This window comes from Novosphingobium sp. FW305-C-30-35 (assembly GCF_058783135.1).
Window position 1 is genome coordinate 212,099 of record NZ_JBYSYJ010000001.1, and the last position, 20,028, is coordinate 232,126.

General features: G+C 63.1%; 15 protein-coding genes. 5 read left to right on the plus strand and 10 right to left on the minus strand.

Features of this window, described 5'->3' with window-relative positions:
- Positions 1-14: 14 nt before the first annotated feature.
- Both AC3WLM_RS01230 and AC3WLM_RS01235 read left to right on the plus strand, forming a co-directional pair.
- Positions 15-1,301 (plus strand): citrate synthase, encoded by a 1,287-nt coding sequence (locus AC3WLM_RS01230; RefSeq protein ID WP_039331048.1) that lies wholly within the window; start codon positions 15-17, stop codon positions 1,299-1,301.
- 143 nt (positions 1,302-1,444) lie between these two features.
- Positions 1,445-1,636, plus strand: a complete 192-nt coding sequence (locus AC3WLM_RS01235) for a hypothetical protein (protein WP_039331050.1) — start codon at positions 1,445-1,447, stop codon at positions 1,634-1,636.
- A 3-nt stretch (positions 1,637-1,639) separates the two neighbouring features.
- Here AC3WLM_RS01235 and AC3WLM_RS01240 read toward each other — a convergent pair whose 3' ends face one another.
- The 4 genes from AC3WLM_RS01240 to AC3WLM_RS01255 all read right to left on the minus strand — a co-directional run bounded on the left by AC3WLM_RS01240 (position 1,640) and on the right by AC3WLM_RS01255 (position 5,693).
- On the minus strand, positions 1,640-3,019 hold the full coding sequence (locus tag AC3WLM_RS01240; RefSeq protein WP_492476361.1) for a sensor histidine kinase: 1,380 nt from the start codon (positions 3,017-3,019) through the stop codon (positions 1,640-1,642).
- Positions 3,020-3,043: 24 nt separating this feature from the next.
- Positions 3,044-4,018 (minus strand): hypothetical protein, encoded by a 975-nt coding sequence (locus AC3WLM_RS01245; RefSeq protein WP_062344423.1) that lies wholly within the window; start codon positions 4,016-4,018, stop codon positions 3,044-3,046.
- A gap of 9 nt (positions 4,019-4,027) precedes the next feature.
- Positions 4,028-5,314 carry a glycosyltransferase family protein gene (locus tag AC3WLM_RS01250; RefSeq protein ID WP_492476362.1) on the minus strand — a complete coding sequence of 429 codons (1,287 nt, stop codon included), beginning with the start codon at positions 5,312-5,314 and terminating at the stop codon, positions 4,028-4,030.
- 73 nt (positions 5,315-5,387) lie between these two features.
- Positions 5,388-5,693 (minus strand): hypothetical protein, encoded by a 306-nt coding sequence (locus tag AC3WLM_RS01255; protein WP_039331057.1) that lies wholly within the window; start codon positions 5,691-5,693, stop codon positions 5,388-5,390.
- A 230-nt stretch (positions 5,694-5,923) separates the two neighbouring features.
- Between AC3WLM_RS01255 and AC3WLM_RS01260 the strand changes: the two genes are divergently transcribed.
- Positions 5,924-8,320, plus strand: coding sequence for a coiled-coil domain-containing protein (locus tag AC3WLM_RS01260; RefSeq protein WP_492476363.1), 2,397 nt, complete (start codon positions 5,924-5,926; stop codon positions 8,318-8,320).
- A 10-nt stretch (positions 8,321-8,330) separates the two neighbouring features.
- Here the strand turns inward: AC3WLM_RS01260 and AC3WLM_RS01265 are convergent, their stop codons facing one another.
- From AC3WLM_RS01265 to AC3WLM_RS01275, 3 genes are read right to left on the minus strand one after another with little or no spacing between them, the layout of a single operon-like run.
- Complete coding sequence (locus AC3WLM_RS01265) at positions 8,331-11,747, minus strand: error-prone DNA polymerase (RefSeq protein WP_492476364.1); 3,417 nt, start codon at positions 11,745-11,747, stop codon at positions 8,331-8,333.
- A gap of 3 nt (positions 11,748-11,750) precedes the next feature.
- Positions 11,751-13,184, minus strand: coding sequence for a UdgX family uracil-DNA binding protein (locus tag AC3WLM_RS01270; protein WP_492476365.1), 1,434 nt, complete (start codon positions 13,182-13,184; stop codon positions 11,751-11,753).
- Positions 13,181-14,428 carry a putative DNA modification/repair radical SAM protein gene (locus AC3WLM_RS01275; protein ID WP_492476366.1) on the minus strand — a complete coding sequence of 416 codons (1,248 nt, stop codon included), beginning with the start codon at positions 14,426-14,428 and terminating at the stop codon, positions 13,181-13,183. The genes AC3WLM_RS01270 and AC3WLM_RS01275 overlap by 4 nt, the downstream gene beginning before the upstream one ends.
- A gap of 124 nt (positions 14,429-14,552) precedes the next feature.
- Between AC3WLM_RS01275 and AC3WLM_RS01280 the strand changes: the two genes are divergently transcribed.
- A complete protein-coding gene (locus AC3WLM_RS01280) occupies positions 14,553-15,449 on the plus strand; it encodes an alpha/beta fold hydrolase (RefSeq protein WP_492476367.1) in 897 nt (298 codons plus the stop codon).
- A gap of 4 nt (positions 15,450-15,453) precedes the next feature.
- On the opposite strand, the gene AC3WLM_RS01285 is transcribed toward AC3WLM_RS01280, so the two are convergent.
- A complete protein-coding gene (locus AC3WLM_RS01285; protein ID WP_492476368.1) occupies positions 15,454-17,031 on the minus strand; it encodes a DUF6504 family protein in 1,578 nt (525 codons plus the stop codon).
- A complete protein-coding gene (locus tag AC3WLM_RS01290; RefSeq protein WP_492476369.1) occupies positions 16,940-17,707 on the minus strand; it encodes a hypothetical protein in 768 nt (255 codons plus the stop codon). The genes AC3WLM_RS01285 and AC3WLM_RS01290 overlap by 92 nt, the downstream gene beginning before the upstream one ends.
- A 161-nt stretch (positions 17,708-17,868) precedes the next feature.
- Between AC3WLM_RS01290 and AC3WLM_RS01295 the strand changes: the two genes are divergently transcribed.
- Positions 17,869-18,351: a pyridoxamine 5'-phosphate oxidase family protein gene (locus AC3WLM_RS01295; RefSeq protein WP_039331070.1), complete on the plus strand. Its 483-nt coding sequence runs from the start codon at positions 17,869-17,871 to the stop codon at positions 18,349-18,351.
- Between the two features lie 72 nt (positions 18,352-18,423).
- On the opposite strand, the gene AC3WLM_RS01300 is transcribed toward AC3WLM_RS01295, so the two are convergent.
- Entirely contained in the window at positions 18,424-19,944 is a 1,521-nt protein-coding gene (locus tag AC3WLM_RS01300) for an amino acid permease (RefSeq protein ID WP_039331072.1), read from the minus strand.
- Positions 19,945-20,028 lie beyond the last annotated feature (84 nt).

Genomic DNA, 20,028 nt, shown 5'->3' on the forward strand with positions numbered 1-20,028 from the left:
AGGAGGGCTTAGGCGTGAGCGAAAACCAGGCTTCTTTGACCGCTGGCGGCAACAGCGTGGACATGCCGATCAAGAGCGGCACCATCGGGCCGGACGTCATCGACATCCGCAAGCTCTATGGCCAGACGGGCATGTTCACCTATGACCCGGGCTTCACTTCGACGGCAAGCTGCGACAGCGCACTGACCTACATCGACGGTGATGAGGGCGTGCTTCTGCACCGCGGTTACCCGATCGGCCAGTTGGCCGAGCATTCGTCGTTCATGGAAGTGAGCTACCTGCTGCTTAACGGCGAACTGCCGAGCCAGCAGGAACTTGCGGACTTCAGCCGCACGATCACCCGCCACACGATGCTGCACGAGCAGCTTGCCACGTTCTATCGCGGCTTCCGTCGCGATGCGCACCCGATGGCGATCATGTGCGGCGTCGTCGGCGCGCTCTCGGCGTTCTACCACGACAGCACCGACATTGCTGACCCGACGCATCGCAAGATCAGCTCGCACCGCCTGATCGCCAAGATGCCGACGATCGCGGCGATGGCCTACAAGTATTCGGTTGGCCAGCCCTTCGTCTATCCGGACAACAAGCTGTCCTATACCGGCAACTTCCTGAAGATGACTTTCGGCGTTCCGGCCGAAGAGTACGAAGTGATCCCCGCTGTCGAGAAGGCAATGGATCGCATCTTCATCCTTCATGCCGATCACGAGCAGAACGCTTCGACCTCGACCGTCCGTCTGGCCGGTTCCTCGGGCGCCAATCCGTTTGCCTGCATCGCGGCAGGCATCGCCTGTCTGTGGGGCCCGGCGCACGGCGGCGCGAACGAAGCCGCGCTCAACATGCTCAAGGAGATCGGCACCCCCGATCGCATCCAGCACTACATCGACCGCGCCAAGGACAAGAACGATCCGTTCCGCCTGATGGGCTTCGGTCACCGCGTCTACAAGAACTACGATCCGCGCGCGACCGTGATGCAGCAGACCGTGCGCGAAGTGTTCGACGCGCTGAAGGTCAACGATCCGCTGTTCGAGACCGCCCTGCGCCTCGAGGAAATCGCGCTCAGCGATCCGTACTTCGCGGAGAAGAAGCTGTTCCCGAACGTGGACTTCTACTCGGGCATCATCCTTTCGGCGATTGGCTTCCCGACGACGATGTTCACCGTGCTCTTCGCCCTCGCCCGTACCGTGGGCTGGGTCGCACAGTGGAACGAAATGATCAGCGATCCTGGCCAGAAGATCGGGCGTCCGCGCCAGCTCTACACCGGCCCGACGCAGCGCGACTACGTGCCGCTGAGCGAACGCTGAGGCGTGAGAGGCGCGGCCGCACTTTTCGTGCCGGTTTCTCGAGAGAAACCGGATGGCCGCGCCGGCTCTACACCGGCCCGACGCAGCGCGACTGCGTGCCGCTGAGCGAACGCTGATCGATTGAGAAACAGGAAAGGGCGACGATGGCGACAGTTCTCAGGATTTTCGGCATCGTCGCCCTTCTCATGGGCGGCTTGTGGATCGGACAGGGGCTGGGCCTGATCATGTGGCCGGCATCGAGCTTCATGCTCGCCCAGACACAATGGGCCTATATCGGCGCAGGCTTGATGCTGATCGGCGCGCTTGCAATCTGGCGCGCATCGCGGCGGGGCTGAGCGTCAGCCCGCTGCGGTTGCCTGCGCGGCAGTGTCAGCCGGCAACAACAGCACGAATTTCGCGCCGCCATCTGGCGCCTGCTGGACAGTGAGATCGCCTCCCATCGCGCGTGCCAGTCTGCGCGAGATATAGAGGCCCAGTCCGCTGCCGCCATCGCCACTGCGACCAAGGCGCTCGAATTTCTCGAAAACCTTTTCGGCGTGCTCCTGAGCAATGCCCTGCCCCTGGTCCAGTACGGTGATCCAGGCGAACTCCCCATCGATACCGCAATCGACCTCGACCCGGGTATGTTCAGGCGAGTATCTCACGGCGTTGCCGATGAGATTGAGGAGAATTTGCAGCACGCGGCGGAATTCCGCGATGGCTGGCGCTGCCACATCGAGCGCGGGGAGTACGAACGCAATGCCCCGTTCCTGCGCCCGCACGCCGAGGATGCCTGCTGCGCGCCGTGCACAATCTACAAGATCGATGTGATCGGGAGCAGGTGCAAAGCCTTCATCTTCCACCGTCTCAAGGTCGGCAAGGTCTTCGACCAGAGACAGCAGGTGCCGCCCCGCCTCTGCAATATCGCCGGCGTACCCTACGTACTGTTCTGCCAATGGACCGGCGAGGCGTGTCCGGATGGTTTCGGCATTGGCCACGATCCGGTTGATTGGCAAACGCAGTGCCGGCGCCAGCTTGCGCCCCAGCAATCCCTTCCAGTCTGGCTGTGGGAGGGGTTCCGGCGCAGCAGCGACAGCCTTGGCCGGGACATTGATCAACACAGTCTCTGCTACGAGGAGCAGTTCGAACCCCCCGGCACGCAACGGAAGAATGCGCGTCTTCCACACACGGGACGAGCCGGGGACGGCCACCCGGGCTTCGTCAAGCAATCGCCAGTGCAGCGGTTGGCGGTGTGCATTGCCTTCAAGCGTTACGAAATCGGTCCAGTATTTGCCAAAGCCTTGCTGCAGGCCCGATGCGAGGTCGGCAAGATCGCCCGCCGTTACAGAACCCGATACGATGCGCTGCTCAGCGTCCAGAACAATGTGCGCCTCGGCCAATTGGCGGACCAGTGCTTCATCGGCGGATGCGGCTTCATCGCCCTGCCAGGCGTCCGAGGCGACCTTCCAGTCGCTGATCTCGATTCTTGTGCCCGCCCCATCGGGGATGGCGCGCGCCGAAAACGAAAGCGGTTGCCCTTCGTCCGTCACAGTCATGGCGGCACCCAGGGTCGCTCCCGCCATTCGCGCACGACGAACCAGCGACAGGAGACCGGGCAGCGCAATCACTCCGGGGTAACCCCCGCCCAGCCGAACCTGCAGCGCCGCAAGGATCTCGTCGGACTCGACCAGACGGTCCGCACTGTCGCAGCGGGCGCTGATTAGACCTGCGGTGGTCACGGGGATACCTTCATCTGCTGATCGCTATCCGAACGCTTCGCGACGCATCAGGGAAGACGCCAGCATCGCCGCAGCTGCATCAGGTACGATCTGATCGATGCCATCGGGCAAGCTGGTCTGCGGATGAAGCGCGGCGAAAGTGGTCACCAGATTCGTGCGGTCAGCTCCTGCAGCCGACAGTGCGAGAGCCATTCGCGCCATCTGACTTTCGGTCGTGCACATGATCGCCATCTCGCGCGACATGCCCGCTCCCGATGCAAGCGTCGATAGAAAGAGCGCAATGCCCGCAGTATCAATTTTCAGACCGCGGCCTGAATCTCCGGCCAATTGGCCAATGACGTGATCGAGAAGTTCAAGACGCGATGCCGCAGTCATCCGTTGCTGGCGCAGCGTGCTTTCTGCCGCCCCGGCAGCAGCCAGTCCGGATGGGTCCTCGGCAACATAGGCCTGCATCGTCATCAATGCGATATGATGAAGGTCACCCGGAAGTTCCGAAAGCGGAATCTGCATGCGTCGCATCAATTGCCCGAATCGCGCCTGCGCCGCGAGCAGGTTCATTCCGCGCGCGGCAAGATCGGGATCGCGCGAAGCGATGATGTCTTGAAGCAGGGGGGTAAGCACAGGATCCAGTCCGAGCCTGCCCTGCATCTTCTCGGTGAGTTGCCACTCCACGGCCAGCATGTGCAGATGATTCAACAGGGCCTGGTTGCCGGCGAGCATATCCGCCAGGCCATCGCTCGCCTCCCGCGCCCAAGCGGCAGAATTGTCATGACCCGCAGCCTCGCCGACCGCTTGCACAAGCTGCCGGGCAAGATCGGACAGCATGCCCCGGACCCGGGCAATGATCTCGTCGCTGAAGATCGAGTTATCGTCGTTCCGGAGAAGATGCTGAAGGATCGGCCCCATGTGAATCATGACCTGATCGGCGTGAGCCAGGTCATCGCGCAGAAGCGCCTCTATCGCGCCGGGATCGGGGGTGAAAGGTACGGTCAATGCCATAAGTCGCTCTTACGGCCGACTGGTTAACTGCGAGTTAGGCGATCTCTCGGTTGCTGGCGATCTTCCGAGCTGAAGCAACAGTAGGCAGGTGCCGAGGAGCGCCAGAACGGCAAGTCCGATCGTCGCATCGAATGGCAGCGCCACGCTGACGATGGCGAGCAACAAGCCAAACACCAATCGATCTTCCAGCCAGGCGGAACGGGGGAAACGCGGCAAGGCAAGGCGCACAAGGCGCGCTCCGCCGACAAGCAGGATCGGGGTGAACCAGTTGAGTCCAAATGGAATCGCGCTGGTGTAGGGCAACTCGCTGCGCCACGCGGCCAACGTCACCAGTCCAGCGTCGACAATGAGATGGAACAGGACCACGGCCTTGCGTTCAAGACCCGACGCCAGGAGCGAATCACGCTCCACCTGCCCCATGAGGCTGGCCACGCGCTCCACCAGCCAGGATAACCCGACAAGCAGGAACCCGGTGGCGGCGTTGCCAAGCCAGCCAAGGCCCAGACCGAGCAGCCCCAGTATCCCGGCAGCAAGTCCGATCAACGCAGGCCGGGTTCCTGCATGAAGCATGGCTGGACCGAACCTGCGGACGAACGCCATGGCCAGCAGCACCCCCGGAGACCTCTCCGCCGCGTCACCGGTAGCCGTATGCAGCCGCAGCCACTGGCGTTCTGCGGCATGGGCTTCTGGCTCGCTGCGGACCATGGTCCAGCGGCCATCTCCCAGCATGGCGGCAGATACACCGCGCAAAGGCAAGCGGGCCTGAACGGCGAGGCGCAGCAGCGCCGATTGCGCGTTCCATTCCGGCGGCAGGTCAGCGAGGCCTGCAGCGATCCGTCCCGGAAAGCGCATTGCTCCGGCAAATGCGTGGTTGATGTCGATGCGCTCGAACCCGAGCGGCAAGGCGCTTTCCGCTGGAAGGGTGAGGACACCCGGCCCTGCCTCGATTAGATCCCGAAACACATCGGGCATGGCGATCAATCCATCACCCACGACGATCACGTCGTCTTCGGGCGCGAGCAATGGCACGAGTGCGCGTGCGGTCGCTACGACATGAAACTGCGCTCCGCCTGCCTCGACAACATGCTGAAGCGCAACCAGCTCGCCACTGATCCCCTCGGCCATGACCACAAGGCGTTTGGCGCCCAGCGAGAGGGCCAGTCCGATCTGGTGGCGTAATAGCGAGCGTCCGCCTATTGGCAGATACCCGCGCAGCCCCGAAGGCGTCGTCGCCGACGCACCCGCAGCCTGCGCCGGATGGGAAGTTTCAATCAGGGAAAGAACCGCGACCCGCAACAATTGCCTCCTGTCGCACCATCGTAGGGACTGGCGACGGTCGTGCCAAGGCGGACCGCGGTCGTATCGGGGATTAAGGTTCTATCGCCAAGTCGGCCAGCATCTGGCGAAGGCGACGAAGAATCGCCGGATCGCCGGGGGCACCGTCCAGCGCCTCCTCCGCAAGGTCGATCAGGCCTTCGGCGTGGAAGCTTGCCGCAAGGCCTTTCAAACGCAAGGCAGCAACGTGCCAGTTGCCATCGCAGCGGGCCCGACCAAGTAGATCTACCTGCCGCTCGGCACTTTCGATGAATGCCGCGCGCAGTTCGCGCACGAGTTCGGGATCGTGCCCGGCAGCAGCGGCGAGGTTTGCGTCAAGGGAGGCGCCTTCGTAGGCCATGTGAAAGCGCTACGGGCCGAAGCGTTAAGGCGGGGTTTATGGATGGGTCGAAATCGTGATATGACAGCGTCATGAACGGGGGAAGACGGATCATTCCGATCGATGGCGTCAATGAGGACGCCGGTGAGGCAACCATGGCCGGGCCAACTGCGCCCGACGATCCCGGTCTGGCATATGTGCCTCCAGCTTTCCTTGAAAAAGCGTCTGCAAGCGATTGGGATAGCTCTGAAATGCCTCCGCCTGACAAGGCTTGGCCGGTGCTCCTGCTGGCCGGTGGGGTGATCGCGGGTTGGACGGCTTTCTTCGTATGGGCCGTGATCCTTGCGCAGCCGGCACCCGCGTCCGCACAGCAATGGGCATGGTGGTCAACGCAATGGAGCGTGCCTGTCCTGCTTGTGCTCGTCCTGCTCCTGGTGGTCATGCGTACAAGCCGGCGGGAAGCGGCCCGCTTCGCCGATGCGGCGCGTCTGCTTTCGAACGAATCGGCCGACCTTGAAAGGCGCCTCGTCTCGATCAACACCGAACTCGCGCTGGCCCGCGACTTCATGGCCGCGCAAGGCCGCGACCTCGATTCGCTGGGACGGATTGCGGTCGATCGCCTTTCGGGCAGCGCCTCACAGCTTGATGGGCTGATCAGCAGGAACGGTACGCAGATCGACAGGATCGCCGAAGTTTCAGCAGCCGCTCTCGACAACATGGAGAAGCTGCGTGGACAGCTGCCGGTCATTGCCAATGCCGCCAAGGACGTAACCAACAACATCGGCAATGCCGGACGCACCGCGCATCTGCAGCTTGAAGAACTGGTCTCGGGCTTTCAGCGCCTCAACGAGTTCGGCCTTGCGAGCGAACGGCAGGTCATGTCGTTTCGCGACCGGGTCGACTGTGCTCTTGAAGGCTTTGCCAAGGCTTCCGAAGACCTCGGCCTTCTTGCCGAGAATCGCTTCGATGCGCTGACGCAGCGCAGCGCCGATCAGGCAGCCCTGGCAGCCGATGCGGAGCAGGCTGCCCTTGCGGCTTGGCGGGAGCGGAGCGATGCGCATGCGGCATCCCTCAAGGAAACTCTCGCCCAACTCGGCGAGGCGCACGAGGGACTCATCGCGGACTCGGCCGGACGTCTGGCACGCTTCGAGGAGGCCGCGCGTTCGCTCACCGCAATGCTCGAAATCCAGGGCCGCGACCTTGACGAACAGCTGGCGCGAAGGCAGGCATCTGCCGAAGCCGGCGCTGCGGAACAACGCCTGGCTCTCGAAAAGCGTCTGGCGGAAATTGACGAAGCCGTTGCCGAGCGCCGCTCTGCGATGGAGCGAGCCGCCGCTTCTGCTGCCGAAGCTTTGGCGTCCAAGCTGGCCGAGCTTGACCAAGCGATCGAGGCACAGCGCAGGACCCAACTTGTCGAGGCGGAGAATCTCGCCTCCAGATGCGAGGAAATCGGAAGCAAGGTCAGTGCTTTCTCCGAAGTACTTCGCAACTCTGGTGAACAAGGCGCGCAGACAGCGTCCCAGGTCGACCAAGCAATGGCTGACCTTAATGCGCGGTTGGGTGAAATGCGCCACGCGCTTTCGGGCACGGACCTGCAGATCGGTGAATTGACCGACTCCGCCGTACGGCTTCTCGAACTGATCCAGGCCGGTGGCGACCACACGCGCACCCAGATTCCGGAAGCCCTGCGCAGCACCGAGGCCGGGCTCAAGGGTCTGGAGGACCGCGTGTTCACTTTGCGCGATACCTTGCGCGAGGCAGGCGACGGTGGGCGCAGCCTGGCCGAAACCGTTGGGTCTGCTCGCAATGAAGTTTCCAGCACGATCAAGGAATTGCAGAAGGCGCAGAAGACACTGTCCGAGCAAGCGGCCGAGCGCGAGAAGCAACTCGATGCGTTGCGAGAGGTGCTGGCAGGGGTGCGCGCGGAAAGCGATGCGCTTTCGCGTGACATCGAGAGCCGGCTTTCGGGAGCAATTGGCAGCTTGAACGAGGCTGCGGCCAAGGCTGGCGAAGACCTGCGCGCCAGCACTGCGGGTGAAATCGAAGGCTTGGCCGAAAGGCTTGGCGAACAGAGCAGCGCTGCCATTGCGCGCGTGCTTCAGGGGCGCGCGGCCGAACTTGTCGGTCGCCTGGAGGAAGCCATCGATGCTGCCGCGGCAGCAAGTCGCGACACCGCAATCCAGATGCGTGACCAGTTGGCCAAGGTTGATGAACTGGCCGGCAATCTGGAGGCGCGGGTCGATCGGGTTCGCGAAAAGGCAGAGGAAAAGGTCGATAACGACTTTGCCCGTCGTGCCGCCTTGATCACGGAATCGCTGAATTCGTCAGCCATCGACATCGCCAAGGCGCTTTCGACGGATGTCTCGGAAACCGCTTGGGCATCGTACCTGCGCGGGGACCGCGGCATCTTTACGCGCCGCGCCGTTTCGCTGCTGGAGAGTGCCGAAGCAAAGGCGGTTCAGGCGCATTATGAAGCCGAAAGCGAATTCCGCGAACACGTGAACCGCTACATCCACGACTTCGAATCCATGTTGCGCCAGTTGCTTTCCACGCGTGACGGTAACGCTCTGGGCGTTACGTTGCTCTCGTCCGACATGGGCAAGCTCTATGTCGCACTGGCGCAGGGGATTGAGCGCCTGCGTACCTGAGCTTGCGCCTCTAATGAAAATCGCGTGACTTGGGGATGATCCTCACGTCACGCGGGTGCGTGCGGGCACCGGGTCCGGCTCTTTCAGGGATCGGCCTGTTGCACTCGTCCGCGCGCGCAATCGGCGGCAGCAGCTTGTCGGCATCTGACAGCGCATCCAGGCTGGCGCTGGCGTCGGTCAGGTGCATGGCGATGACATGGATGACCTCGTCGTCGTACTCTACCCGCCCACGCACTTCCATCAGCCGTGCCCCCATGATGACCTTGCGCTGCTTCTCCATAAGGTCAGGCCAGATCACCAGATTGACCACGCCGGTCTCGTCCTCGAGCGTGATGAAGCAGACGCCCTTGGCGCTACCGGGGCGCTGGCGCACCAGAACTACGCCGGCCACCTGCACCGTTGCGCGATACTTGTGGCTCCTGAGGTCTGCCGCCCGCACGAAGCCACGCTCGCCCAGCATCGGTCTCAGGAAAGCCAGTGGGTGCGCCTTCAGCGACAGGCGATGCGTCTGGTAATCAGCCACGACCTCTTCCGACAGCGGCATCATCGGCAGCACGGCGCGGGTACGCTCCTCGCCTTCCGAACGTGACGTCATGGCGGCAAACAGCGGCAGTTCCTTGGGCGCGACAAGGCTGCGGGCATCCCACAGCGCCTGCCTGCGCGACAGGCCAAGCGAGCCCAGTGCATCGGCTGCGGCAAGCCGCTCAACCACTGCCGGAGACAGCCCGGCCCGCTCCTTGAGGCTGGCCGCATCGGTGAAGGCCCCGCCCGCGCCCCTCGCCGCGACGAGCATGGCAGCCGCATGTTCGGGAAAGCCATCGATCTGCCTGAAGCCAAGGCGGAGCGCGCCTCCCCCCTGCTCCAGCGTACAGTCCCAGTCCGAGTGGTTCACATCGACCGGCAGCACCGGCACGCCATGCCGGGCCGCATCGCCCACGATCTGTGCGGGCGCGTAGAAACCCATCGGCTGCGAATTGAGCAGGGCACAGGCAAAGGCCGCCGGATAGTGGCACTTGAGCCATGACGAAACGTAGACGAGGTGGGCGAAGCTGGCGGCGTGGCTTTCGGGAAAGCCGTACTCGCCGAAGCCCTTGATCTGGTTGAAACAGCGTTCGGCAAAATCGGGATCATAGCCGCGCTCAACCATGCGGCCGACCATCATGTCCTCAAGTTCGTGCACCATCCCTCGCGAACGGAAGGTGGCCATGGCCTTACGCAGGCGATTGGCTTCAAGGCTCGAGAACTTCGCTGCATCGAGCGCAATCTTCATCGCCTGCTCCTGGAAGATCGGAACGCCTAGGGTGCGGTTGAGAATCGAACTCAGTTCATCTGCAGGGCCATGTTCTGGGCCGGGCGCAGGTATCTCCACCTTCTCCTCTCCCCGCCTGCGTTTGAGATAGGGGTGGACCATGTCGCCCTGGATCGGCCCCGGGCGGACAATGGCAACCTGAATCACGAGATCGTAGAACTGCCGCGGCCGCAAGCGCGGCAGCATGTTCATCTGCGCACGGCTTTCCACCTGGAACACGCCAAGAGAATCCCCCTTGCACAACATGTCGTAGACCGCCGGATCCTCGCGCGGGACTGTGGCCAGCGTCAGATCACGGCCATGGTGCGCACCCAGCAGATCAAGGCACTTGCGGATGCAGGTGAGCATGCCGAGCGCGAGCACATCGACCTTGAGGATGCCAAGCGCGTCGATGTCATCCTTGTCCCATTCGATGAAGCTGCGATTGGCCATCGCGCCATTGCCGATCGGTACTGTTTCCGTCAGTGGCCCTTGTGTCAGGATGAAGCCGCCAACATGCTGGGAAAGATGGCGGGGCATTCCAATCATTTGCTGGGCTATGCTGATCACGCGCCTGAGGTAGGGATCGGTGCCGTCCAACCCGCTTTCGTTGACATTCTTCTCGCCGACTTCGGTACCCCAGCTGCCCCAGACAGTGCGAGCGAGCGCGCTGGTCACGTCTTCGGAAAGGCCCATGGCCTTGCCTACCTCGCGGATCGCCATGCGCGGCCGGTAGTGAATGACCGTCGCGCAGAGGCCTGCTCGGGTGCGACCGAAACGGCGGTAGATATACTGGATGACCTCTTCGCGTCGCTCATGCTCGAAATCGACGTCGATATCAGGCGGCTCCTTGCGCTCTTCGGAGATGAAGCGATCGAACAGCAACGCATGCTTGGCGGGATCAACGGCAGTGATGCCGAGGCAGTAACAGACCGCGGAATTGGCAGCTGAACCACGCCCTTGGCACAGGATGGGTGGATCACAATTACGGGCAAAATCAACAATATCCTTGATGGTCAGAAAGTAGGTTGCGAGGTTCAGCTTGCCGATGAGGTCAAGTTCGCGACGCAAGGTTTCACCCACGCCATCGGGCACGCCTTCGGGATAGCGTCCGCGTGCCCCTTCCCAGGTTTGCATCTCCAGCCAGGATTGCGGATCGTGGCCCTCCGGGCAGATCTCCTCGGGGTATTCGTAGCGCAACTCCCTGAGATTGAACTGGCAGGAGTCCGCCAGATTGCGCGTCGCTGCGATCGCATCGGGCCAGCGTTCGAACAGGCGCACCATATCCTGCGGAGATTTCAGGTGCCGTTCGGCATTGGGTTGGAGCAAGTGCCCGGCCTTGGCAACGGTGGTCTTGTGGCGGATTGCCGTCATCACGTCTTGAAGCGGACGGCGGTTTGGTGTCGCGTAGAGCACTTCGTTGGTAGCCAGCAGGCCGAGGCCATTGCTCCGTGCCAGACCGTTCAACCTTTCGATCCGGGCGATGTCGTCGCCGACGTAAAGGTAGCTTGCAGCCAGATGGCGCATGGTCGGCAAGCTGTGGACAAGCCGGGGGAGAAAGTCGGGAAAAGGCAGGGAAAGGCTGTTCCTGACCTGTGGAAGAGCTGGGGACTCTGCTCCCGGAAAAGCATAGACATTGCTTTCGCTTTCCACCGTAAACATCTGATCCAGATCAGCAGGCGGCACGAGGATCAGGTGGATGCCCTCGGCATGGGCTGCCAGCATGGGCAGATCGATCTCGCAGGTGCCTTTCGCCTGCCACTCTCCGGTGAGCGTGCGCATTCGCCCTTCGGAGATGAGCCGACACAGCCGGCCGTACGCGGCGCGGTCCTGCGGATAGGCCAGAAAGACAAGGTCTTCGACGGTTTCGATCCGGCAACCGATAACCGGACGTAGCCGCGCAGCCTCGGCCTCGGTATGCAGGCGCACCACGCCAGCCATGGTATTGGCGTCGGCAATGCCAAGAGCATCGTATCCCAAGGCACGTGCCGTGGTGACGAGATCGATCGCGTCCGACGCGCCACGCAGGAACGAAAAGCAGGTCGCCAGGCCCAGTTCCACGAACGGTGCCGGCGGCAGGTCGCCCTCGTCCACCGGTTCGACATGGCGGCGGCGCGGTGTCAGCGGCTGTTCGGGCATGATTTATGCCGATAGTTCCGAAAGCCTCTGCGCTACCTTGCGCAAGTCTTTGGCAAACTTTGCCTCTTCCTCGGCACGACCGTGATCGTGCAGACGCAGCAGATAGCTGGGGTGCGTGGTGATCCACAGCTCGCTGCCATCTGCCAGCGCCTGAGGTTCGCCTCGCACTTTTTGCACGCTGACTGTTTTGCCGAGAAGGCTGCGTGCCGCGCTTGCGCCCAAGGCGAGAATGAGCCGGGGCTGGACCAGCGCGCGCTCGCCATCAAGCCACCAGCGGCAGATGTCGATTTCCTTGGCGGTGGGACTCTGGTGGAGGCGGCGTTTGCCGCGGGGGACAAACTTGAAGTGTTTGACCGCGTTGGTGACGTAAGTGCGTTCGTCCGAAATGCCTGCTTCTTCGAGATGCGAACGCAGCAGGCGGCCGGCCGGACCGATGAACGGACGGCCCTGCTCCTCTTCGGTATCGCCCGGCTGCTCGCCCACGATCATGAGTGCGGCGGATGAGGGCCCTTCGCCCATGACTGCCCGGGTGCCGTTGCAGCCGATCTCGCAGCGGCGGCAGCCGAGGATCGCTTCGCCAATCGCGCCAAGGCTTTGCGGCCGTTCGCCGAAGTCCTGTTCGCCCGCCTTCACCATCTGTGCCTCGCGTGCCTGCGCTCCGGCGATCAACTCGGGGATGAGCGCCGCCTCCGGCATGTTCTTCCAGTACTTGCGGGGCATTTCCTTGAGCATGGCCCCGACCTTCAAACGCGCAGGATTGAAGATCGACGCATAATACTTCCGCCACAGGGCCTCGACCGGATCGCCAGAGGGAGCATCGGCCCGGGTAGCCGGCGGGCCTTCCTGCAGCGCCTCGCCATCCCAGTGCAGGGTACCGCGCGGGGTGAGGATCGACCAGCGCATGGTGGTGAAGCGGCGCACGAAGAACCCGGCGTTGGCGCGCAGGATATGATGCTCGGGCTCGAACCAGGCGACATAGCGCTCGCTCCCCTCACCCTCGACGCTGCGGAAGCGGACGAAGGCGCGCATCTTGTGGATGTCGCGCCGGACCTGCCGCGCCAGATCCTCCATCGAGCGAACGTCAGGATCGGCCTTGTCTTCCATAAGGCGCGGGCGGGACTGCAGGCGCCATAGCACGCGATAGAGCAGGGAAAAACGCGTTGAATCAGAATGAAGGATCACGCTTTGGGCAAGCTGCAGGAAGTCTCGTGAAACGCGCGGTTGCGGGGCATCGGCAGGGGGCGACGGCAGGCGACGGTCCCCTTGGGCGAACAGGTCCGCTCCCGGATCGGCCGGCGATTCCCAGGTGATCCGGTCTGGCGGCACATCAGCGCGGACCATGCGACGGGCAGCATCACGCCAGCCTTCGAAATCATCGGGCGCGGCAAGCTGGATCCGGAACGCTTCGGCCAGGCGCATGTCGCGGAACGGCTTCATGCGAAGAGTTCCATCTGGGCAGGCTTGGTCGCGGGTACCAGAAGGCTGTGCAGATCTGCCCGGTCGGTCAGCATGACCGGCCGCCAATCCTCGGTGACGATGAACGGACGCACTTTGGCAATGGAGACGGTAAGCTTGCCGACATCGGCGAGACGCAGGCGGCGTTGGCGGCGCGCGGCGACGAGCGCGTTGACGGCTTTCACGCCCAAGCCCGGCACGCGCAGCAGCTTCTCGCGCGGGGCACGGTTGACGTCGACCGGGAAATCTCCGCGAAAGCGCAAGGCCCAGGCGAGCTTGGGGTCGATGTCGAGCGGAAGCATGCCATCGTTGCCGGCGGCCTGCTGCACCTCGTGCGGGGCAAAGCCGTAGAAGCGCATCAGCCAGTCGGACTGATAGAGCCGATGTTCGCGCATCAAGGGCGGACGCTTCAGCGGCAGGACTGCGCTGGCGTCGGGGATCGGGCTGAAGGCTGAGTAATAGACGCGGCGCAGGCGGAAGCGCTCATAAAGCGTGCTGGCGCGGCCGACGATATCGGCATCGGTCGCGGCATCGGCACCGACGATCATCTGGGTGGACTGGCCGGCGGGGGCGAATTTCGGCGCATGGCGGAAGCGCTTGCGGGCGTCCTTGGCCTCGACAATCGCTTCCTTCAGCGACCCCATGGCCCCTTCGATCTGCGGTGCGGACTTGTCGGGCGCGAGGCGGGTCAGGCCGGCTACCGTTGGCAACTCGACGTTGATCGAGACGCGATCGGCATAGAGCCCGGCCTGGGCGACCAGCTCGGGATCGGCTTCGGGAATCGTCTTGAGGTGGATATAACCCCGAAAATCGTGTTCTTCGCGAAGGATACGGGCGACTTCTATCAACTGCTCCATGGTGTGGCTGGAGCTTTTGACGATGCCGGAGGAGAGAAACAGGCCTTCGATATAGTTGCGGCGGTAGAACGACAGGGTCAGGTCCACCACCTCCTGCGGGGTAAAGCGCGCGCGGCGGGTGTTCGAACTCTTGCGGTTCACGCAGTAATGGCAATCGAACACACAGTGATTGGTCAGCAGGATCTTGAGCAGCGAGATGCAGCGACCATCGGGCGCATAGGCGTGGCAGATGCCCATGCCCTCGGTCGACCCGATGCCTTTTCCGCCCTTGCTGTTGCGCTTGGTGGTGCCCGACGAGGCGCAGGAGGCATCGTACTTTGCGGCATCGGCCAGGATTTCGAGGCGTTCGAGAACGGTAAGCTGCGACATTCGTTCCTTATATGTTCTTTCAGCCTCCAGTGCCAGCCCGTACCTGTGGGCAGACGGGCATCGGAACGCGAAACGGGACGAGCCGTTCAGGCACCACACGGGCGGGGCCTGAGGAGACAGTTTGATGCCGATGATCGAGACCCGGGATGGGACCCGCCTTTATGCCAAGTCGTGGGGCGATGGGCCGCCGGTGGTGCTGATCCATGGCTGGCCACTCTCTGGCGACAGCTGGGACCCGGTGAGCAACGCACTGGCCGATGAAGGCTTCCGTGCGATTGCCTATGACCGGCGCGGGTTCGGACGGTCGGACCAGCCTTCGGATGGCTATGACTACGATACCTTTGCCGACGATCTGGCTGACGTCATGGCAGCAATGAATGCCAATAACGGCGCGGCTCTGGTCGGATTCTCGATGGGCGGTGGCGAGATCGCGCGCTACATGTCGCGCTATGGCGGGCAGGGCGTTTCGCGCGTGGCGCTGGTGTCATCGGTCGTGCCCTACATGCTCCAGACCGACGACAATCCCGAGGGCGTGCCGCAATCGACGTTCGATGAGATGACCGAAGGCATGCTGGAGGACCGTGCGAAATTTTTCACCGGCTTCTTCCGCGATTTCTATGGCGTGGGCATGCTGAGCAAGCCGGTCAGCGACGAGACGCTGAAGCTGTCCTGGGCGACCGCCATGCAGGCAGGCCTGAGGCCCACGCTGCTTTCGGCGAAGGCTTTTGCCACCACCGATTTCCGGGGTGACCTGCCCTCGTTCAGCGTGCCGACGCTGGTGATCCACGGGACTTCGGACGCCACTGTACCGATCGAGGCAACCGGACGCGCCGTGGCCAGGGCCGTGCCGCACGCGACGCTGATCGAGTACGACGGCGAGCTGCATGGCCTCTTTGCAACGCAGACCGAGCGTCTGACCAAGGACCTGCTCGATTTTGTTTCCGGTCGTCCCGCAGAGACCATGCCGCAGGAAGTGATCGATACGCTGACGGCACAGACCATCGTGGCACCATCGATCTGATACTTCAGGCAAAGAGCCCCTGGATGAACCATTCGGGGGCTCCGCCGCGGCCATCGCCGATCACGCCGTGGCGATAGATCCAGTAACGGCGGCCGGCTTCGTCCTCGATCCGGTAGTAATCCCGCAAGCGCACGGTAGAGCGTTCGCGCCACCATTCGGGGGCAATGCGTTCAGGCCCCTCGGCGCGGACGACCTTGTGCAACTGGCCGCGCCATTGAAACTGGCGGGGTAGACCGTCCGGAGTTTCATAAATAACCGCAACCGACTCCGGTTTATCCAATATTTTCAGCGGCCTGTGATGAAAACGCAATTCTTCCTGTGAAGATGGCATATCTGCCAGTGGAGGCTGCCAGCGCTGGGCGCGTTCAGGCACATGGCTGCCATGAACGACCGGGCGGCGCACCGCTTCTGGCCCGAGCCGTACGGTCAGGCGATCGATACAGGCGGCAAGGCTGGTACCATGGCGCTCAGCCGCGGCATCGAGATCGGCCTGGGACAGATTCAGGGGTTCGGCCCATGGCACGCGCAGGCGCACGAGTTCTATCCCGAATCCGGCATCGAGATCATCGAGCCGCGCGGCAAACAGGCGGCAGATATGGGCCGGATCGCGCGAGGCGGCGGCCATCTCGAGCCGCCGCACCATGACCTCGCCATCGACCTTCCACATTCCGAGCTCGAGGCGACGTGCGCCCTGCCCCAGTCCTTCGAGCAAGCGCGCCAAGTCGGCAGCGAGGTCCTCGACCACGCGATCGAGCAGAGTGCGGTGGCGGATCGGTTCCATCAGACGGCGCTGAACCATCGGGGCGGGCACGCCCACGACAGGCAGCAGCGGTTCGGGCCGCAAACCGAAGATCTGATCAAGCCGCAACAGCGGGTTCGCTGCAGCCGATCGGTGGTTGCGGAAGCGACGGGCGAGGTTCTCGCGCGTCAGGCCTTCGATCTGACCCAATCGCTTGAGGCCGAGCCGGCGCAGCAGCAGGATCACATCGGCATCAAGACGCAAGGCGGCTACGGGCAGATCGGCGAGGAATGTGCGTGGGTCTGCCTCTGGGGGCTGGATTGCAGCCACAGGTCCGTGCCGCGCAAGCGCCCAAGCCGCGCCTGCAGTGGGGGCGAGCGCAGCACGGGCCGTCAAACCACGCTTGTTCAGCAGGGCCAACGTGTCAGCGATCAGGGCTTGCTCGCCGCCGAACAGGTGAGCCACGCCGCTGGTGTCGACGAGCAGGCCATCGGGGGGATCAAGCGCGCTCCATGGCCCCCAGCGTTGCGCCCACAGGGCAAGGTTTTCAAGAAAGGCGAGGTCGCCCGCAGCATCAGCGGGGCGCACGGCGAGCGCGGGACAGAGCGTACGCGCATCGGTGAGGCGCATTGACGGCACAGCCCCCGCGGCATGGGCAGCAGCGTTGGCGGCAGCAATGCGCGGGCCGTGGGCGGTATCTTCGATCAGAGCGAGCGGGGTGGCGTCGAGCCCTTCTCCGTGAGCCAGCCCCTCAACCAGTCGCCAGCGATCGATCGCCAGATTCGTGCACCAGATCGCCATGATCCGGCGTGAAGGGTTCGGCGACGAGGAGAGCGTCGTCATCGCACAAGATCCATTGTCCGGGGTGGAAGGTGTGGGCACGAAACAGATCGGCCCGCCATGTGGCGATGCCCGGCGCATGGGCATTCCAGCGCGGGCGTGGCGAAGGCGCGGGCGCAATCTCCCAGCGCATTCGCGCTGCGCCGAGATCGCGCCTGGCATCGAGCCGGACCAGCCATAACGGCACGCCATGCTTTTCCGCCGCGAGGCTGAGGCGGCGCGACGCGGTGAAATCGAGGGCGCGAGGATTGCCTGCAATCTCGCCAATCACGAAAGCCATATCGTGGCAGCGCAAGCCCTCTTCCAGCGCGAAGAGGGCATCTTCGGGCGTGGCGGCGGCAACGTGGACAAGGCGATGGCGCAAGTCGGCCGCCAGACCGGGCAGGTAAGGCCTGCCGGAAAGACGCAGCGCCGCCTTGTCCTGCACCCACAGGAAGGGGCGGCGATCGTGCAGCTCTGCGGCGCGCTGCTGGCGCAAGGCATCGCGGGCCATTGCCAGCGCCATTCCTGCCCCGCAGGCATCGCGGGCCCGCGCGAACAGTTCGACATGGGGGCAATCGAGGGCCAATCCCGGTGTCCAACGATGCGTCCGGTCCGACGCGCCGATACCGCGCACAAGGCCTGGAGCAAGAGTGCCGAGGGCTGCGACTGGATCGCGGATAGGGGCGTGTTCGATCATGCGATTCGTTCCTTTGTTCTTATTATGTTCTATTTTGAGGAACGCGCAATCCATGCATCCTTTCCCTTTTGTGCACAGCCTTGGGGAAAAACCTGGGGGGAACCTCACCCGCCTCGTCCCGTTCATCAGGCAACTGCCGACAAGCAAAGGACATTCCAGCGATGAAGTACGATCAGGGCAATCCCGAAGAGCTGCGCGAAAAATTCTGGAAGGCGATGTCGTCGTCGCCATATGTCATGCTCCAGCTCGACAACGATCCGGATTCGGCCGCGCCCATGACCGCGCAGCTCGACAAGGACGCCAACAGTGCGATCTGGTTCTTCACGAGCCGTGACAATCGCTTCGCCAAGATGGGCGGCGCCACCGCCACGTTCTCTTCAAAGGGACACGACGTGTTCGCCCGCTTCCACGGCATGCTGGTCGAGGAAACCGATCGCGCCGTACTGGAGAAGCACTGGAACAACTTTGTCGAGGCCTGGTTTCCCGGCGGGCCGGATTCGCCCAACCTGCTGTTCATGCGCATGAACCTGGGAGATGCATCGATCTGGGCTGGCGAAATGGGCCTGATCGGAACCGCAAAGATGGCGCTGGGCATGGACGTCACCAACGACGTCAAGGGCGGCTACACCGACACCCAACTCTAAGTCGTTCCATCGACAAAACGAAAAGGGCCGCCCCGGAAGGAGCGGCCCTTGTCATTTGCTCGAAGCAAAGGATCAGTCGATCGGCGGCACCGGCTGCGGCGGTGCGTCAGCGTCAGCTTCGTGCACTTCGACCGAACCGCGGCCCACGTGGCTGCGGCTGCGGCTGTAAGCATAATAGACCACCAGCCCGACCGCAGCCCAGATTACGAACAGCAGCTGGCTCTTCGCGTCGAGCTTGTAAAACAGGTAAAGGCAACCTGCGAACGCCAGCGGCGAAGTCAGGTAGATCGCCGGAGTACGGAACGGCCGATGACGGCCCGGTTCGCGGCGACGGATCACCAGAACCGCGATGGACACGGCGGCAAAGGCGAACAGCGTGCCCGAGTTCGAAATGTTGGCGAGCAGCCCGACCGGGAAGAACGCCGCGAACAGCGCCACGAAAACGCCAGTAATGATCGTGATCACGTGTGGCGTGTTGTAACGCGGATGAATCTTCGAGAACGAAGCAGGCAGCAGACCGTCGCGGCTCATCACGAAGAAGATGCGGGTCTGGCCGAACATCATCATCAGGATGACCGACGGCAAGGCAAGACCAGCGGCAAGGCCAATCAGGTTGCCGATCTGAGGCCAACCGATTTCACGCAGCGTCCATGCCAGCGCTTCCTTCGAGCAGACGACAGCCTGATCGCCCATGGCCATGCACTGCGCAGCAAGTTCCCGGCTCCCCGGCTCCATACCAAGACCGTTGGCGTCAAGCACAGGCTGTGCGCCGACCGAACCGATCACGCCCGCTGCAACCAGCAAGTAGAACACGGTGCAGATTGCAAGGCTACCGATCAGGCCGATCGGCATGTTGCGTTGCGGGTTCTTCGTCTCCTCCGCCGCTGTCGAGACAGCGTCGAAGCCAACGTAGGCGAAAAAGATCGAGGCCGCAGCCGCGCCGATCCCACTGAAGCCGAGCGGTGCGAAGGGCTCGAAGTTTTCCATCTTCATCACAGGCACGGCCAGAATGATGAACAGGGTGAGCGCCGAAACCTTGATCGCCACCAGCACCGCGTTGACCGAGGCGCTTTCCTTGGTGCCGATCACCAGCAGCCAGGTGACGAGCCCGGCAATCAGCATCGCGGGAAGGTTCACCACGCCGCCATCATAGGGCCCGCGCACCAGAAGGTCAGGTATGTCTATGCTGAAGGCGTTCTCGATCAGCCCGACGACATAGCCAGACCAGCCCACGCTGACCGCACCTGCCGCCACGGCATACTCGAGAATAAGTGCCCAACCTACCATCCACGCGATAAGTTCACCCATCACGGCGTAGCTGTAAGTGTAGGCAGAGCCCGAAACCGGGACCATCGACGCCATCTCGGCGTAACACAATGCCGCTACGGCGCAGACGAAGCCGGCGATGATGAAGCTGATCATCATCCCGGGGCCAGCCTTCTGCGCGGCCTCGGCCGTCAGCACGAAGATCCCGGTGCCGATGACAGCACCAACGCCGAGCATGGTAAGCTGGAAGGCTCCCAGCGAGCGATGCAACGATTTCTTTTCAGCAGTTGCTAGAATGGCGTCGAGCGGTTTGACGCGACCGAACATGAAATTCTCCCGCCTTGGTCCGGCACCTGAAACCAAAACGGTTGCGCCGGAAACCAGGTTATGGCGCGCAACGCTAGCGGGAAC